This is a genomic window from Clostridium thermobutyricum DSM 4928 (assembly GCF_002050515.1).
Taxonomy (GTDB): domain Bacteria; phylum Bacillota; class Clostridia; order Clostridiales; family Clostridiaceae; genus Clostridium; species Clostridium thermobutyricum.
Genome location: NZ_LTAY01000109.1, coordinates 1 through 1,454, shown reverse-complemented (window position 1 = coordinate 1,454; position 1,454 = coordinate 1). Strand labels below are relative to the sequence as shown.

General features: G+C 29.4%; 1 protein-coding gene. It reads left to right on the top strand.

Features of this window, described 5'->3' with window-relative positions; translation table 11 throughout:
* The first annotated feature begins 92 nt into the window (after positions 1–92).
* A protein-coding gene (locus tag CLTHE_RS15785) for an IS3 family transposase (RefSeq protein ID WP_143324102.1) occupies positions 93–1,414 on the top strand; the annotation gives its coding sequence in 2 pieces (ribosomal slippage) (positions 93–1,248 and positions 1,248–1,414; 1,323 coding nt in all).
* The last annotated feature ends 40 nt before the right edge of the window (positions 1,415–1,454 follow it).

The window sequence follows — 1,454 nt, the reverse complement described above, 5'->3', positions numbered from 1 at the left end:
TAAACTGGAACCTATAAGATGGACACTTATAAAAAAGAGTCTATCTATATAGGTTCTTTTTTTGTACAATAAATTTATGAGGTGGATTAGTTATGAGTAAAATAAGATTTTCAAAGGATGAAATAGTTAAATTATCAAAGAATAAATATGTTAATAAGGTAAGTGAAAAATCAATAACCTATACCAATGAATTTAAAATACATTTCATTGCTGAATCTAGTAAAGGCAAGACTTCAAGAGTTATCTTTGAAGAAGCTGGATTTGATGTAGATATTATTGGGATGCGTCGCGTAGATTGTGCAGGATCAAGATGGAGAAAAGCATATAAGGATAATGGAGTATTAGGATTAGATGATACTAGAAGGAATAATTGCGGGCGTCCGCGTAAGCGTAAAATTACTAAAGATGAAATAATATCAAGACAAAATGCTGAAATTGAATATCTAAAGGCTGAGATAGAATTATTAAAAAAATTAGAGCTGCAAGAAAGGCAGGTGAAAAAAAGTAAAGTAATAGCAGCACAAGCATTTAGACTAATAGAGTCACTAGCTAACAAATTATCTTTAGGAAATTTAATTAAACAATTATGCAATGTGGCAAATGTTTCACGTTCCGGTTACTATAATTATTTAAAGTCTAAAAATAATCGTAAAAATCGTGAAAAGCAAGATGAAATAATTAAAAATAATGTTTTAAAGGCTTTCAATTATAGAGGATATAAAAAGGGATCAAGATCTATTAAAATGATCTTAAAAGAAAGATTCAATATTATTTATAGCAGAAAGCGTATACAAAGGATAATGAGAAAATTTAATATAATTTGTCCAATTAGAAAACCTAATCCGTATAAGCGTATAGCTAAAGCTACAAAGGAACATACTGTAGTTCCAAATTTACTCAATAGGAACTTTAAGCAAAAAGTGCCAGGTAAGGTATTACTTACAGACATTACATATTTGCCATATTCAAATTCTAATATGGCTTATTTGTCTACCATCAAAGATGCTTCAACAAATGAGATATTAGCTTATAATTTATCAGATAGGATAACTTTAGATATTGTTACAAATACGATACATAAGTTAATTACAAATTCTAAGGTAAAATTAGCCGAAGATGCCTTTATCCATTCAGATCAAGGTAGTCATTATACAAGCCCAACATTTCAAAAACTTTTGAAATCTAAAAATCTTGGACAATCTATGTCCAGGCGCGGAAATTGCTGGGATAATGCTCCGCAGGAATCATTTTTGGACACATGAAAGATGAAATTAATTACAAATATTGCTCTAGCCTAGAAGAATTACAATTAGTTATAGATGATTATATTGATTATTATAACAATGAGCGTTGTCAATGGAATTTAAAAAAGCTGACTCCTGTTCAATACAGAAATCAGCTTTTAGCATCTTAACTCTCTTTTTTAAAATGTCCTTGACATAGGGACCACTTTA